The organism is Tenacibaculum amylolyticum, assembly GCF_964511145.1.
In the GTDB taxonomy this organism is placed as follows: domain Bacteria; phylum Bacteroidota; class Bacteroidia; order Flavobacteriales; family Flavobacteriaceae; genus Polaribacter; species Polaribacter amylolyticum.
In genome coordinates, this window is the sequence record NZ_CAZEFZ010000012.1 from 1 (window position 1) to 2,091 (window position 2,091).

1 protein-coding gene is annotated in these 2,091 nt (G+C 36.7%); it reads right to left on the bottom strand.

Annotated features, from left to right (window positions below; all coding sequences use genetic code 11):
- Positions 1-2,091: autotransporter outer membrane beta-barrel domain-containing protein (locus ACKTTC_RS05885; RefSeq protein ID WP_408038870.1), on the bottom strand; the 2,091-nt coding region annotated here is incomplete at both ends.

Sequence of the window (2,091 nt, forward strand, 5' to 3'; positions counted from 1 at the left end):
ATTCTCGATAACATTTCCGGCAACTACACCATCTACAATCGCTTGAATTTCTGCTAAACTATCAACATCCGTTCCTGTTAAACCGTCAACTACTGCGTTGATTTCTGCCAAGTTTCCAGCTGTTACGCCTGTAACTCCTGCATCTGTATAGTCAGTTACGGTTGGCGCTGGATTGGTATTATCATCTGCATAATTCTCGATAACATTTCCGGCAACCACACCATCTACAATCGCTTGAATTTCTGATAAACTATCAACATCTGCTCCTGTTAAACCGTCAACTACTGCATTTACTTCTGCTAAATTTCCAGCTATTACGCCTGTGACTCCTGCATTTGTATAATCCGTTACGGTTGGTACTGGATTTGTATTGTCATCTGCATAATTCTCAATAACATTCCCTGCAATTACGACATCTATGATCGCTTGAATCTCTGCTGTAGTATCTACATCAGCTCCTGTTAAACCATCAACTACTGCATTTATTTCTGCTAAGTTTCCAGCCGTTACTCCTGTTACTCCTGCGTTTGTATAATCCGTTACGGTTGGAACTGGATTTGTATTATCATCTGCATAATCCTGTATTACCTGCGTATCTGGTAACTTTACAAGCGTTAAAAATGTATTATTTGTTAATGTTATTCCTGTAATTTCTCCTGTGGCAGACAAAGCTCCTAGATTAGTAGTTCCTCCATTTGAAAAATCATCATCTGTATCGCTAATTAAAGTCCATGTGTCATCAAATCCATCAAACTTAAGGTTTACTGCTCCAACACTTCCTATATTCGTTATTTTCCATTCTCTTACTATACGCTCTGGGAATCCAGTTGGCAATTCTGATGTTTGAGAGGTTGTGGCTCCTCCATCATTTGCAAGAACTAAAAATTGTTTGTCTGTTAAAGAAGTATGTGTACCATTTGCTCCAGAGAAGTTCGTATCTGTAGAAATTGTTACGATAGTTCCTGTATTTTCTGATTTAGAAATTTGTTGGTTTAATGATGAAAAATCATCTCTTCCTATTCCAAATATATCTTTGTTAAATGCACCAGCAGTTGTTGCATCCCAAATAGTAGTTCCGTCAGAAGCTAGATAAGAAGTAGCTGAAGTTTGATCTAAAGTAATTCCGTATTTTAAAGCTAAATACGATTCTACTTTACTTAAAGCATTTGGATCTATATTACTGAAGACATTTGAAAATACAATTGCTTCTGCAAATTGGCATCCATCACAGTTTTGACTAGGATCTCCATCAATTTCTCCAATTTTTAAAACAGCACCAACACCTCCATTATCTGTAGTAAGTACTTTTTGGCTACCATCTATTCGTGTATAACTTCCATTAACAACACCTGTTTGCCACTGTGCATTAAACATACGTGGCGTATTTATATAATCTGTAACAGTTCCACTAAATCCGACAGCTGTTCCTGCACTCATTAAAGAAGGGTAAAGTGCACGGTGATTTGAACCTCCATTTGCTCCAAAAAGAACATTTACAGTATTCGCAGCTTGTACTACCGTTAAAATTGTTGTATTTGAAAGCGTATTTCTGTCAAAATCTAGATTCGTTGCATAGTGTGCTTGACCTGTAACATCTATTGTTGGGTTAAAATTAATTGAATTTAGATTTTGTGTTAATGAACCTCCAGCCAAATTAGCGGTAACTGTTGTTCCTGCTAAAGATTGATCTGTCCAATTCTCTCCATCATTCGCTTTTAACCATAAAGAAAGGTCTGTAGACACTCCTCCTGGAAACGGATTTAGTTTCGCTAACGTTATATATGCTCCATTGGTAAATGTAACTCCAGTTAATTCTCCATTGGTATCTAATGTTCCTAAAACGGTTTGATCTCCTGTCGTAGAAAAATCTCCATCCGTATCTGAAAGCACATCATATTCTCCAAATCCTTCAAACTTAACATTTACTGCACCTACACTTCCTATATTTTGTACTTGCCATTCTCTAATGATACGTGTATTATATACAGTAGTATTTAACTCTGTTGTTTGTGTAGTTGTTGCTCTTCCATCGTTGGCAAAGGTTAAAAACTGTAAATTACTACTAAAAGTAGCTGTTCTTGCAGCATCATT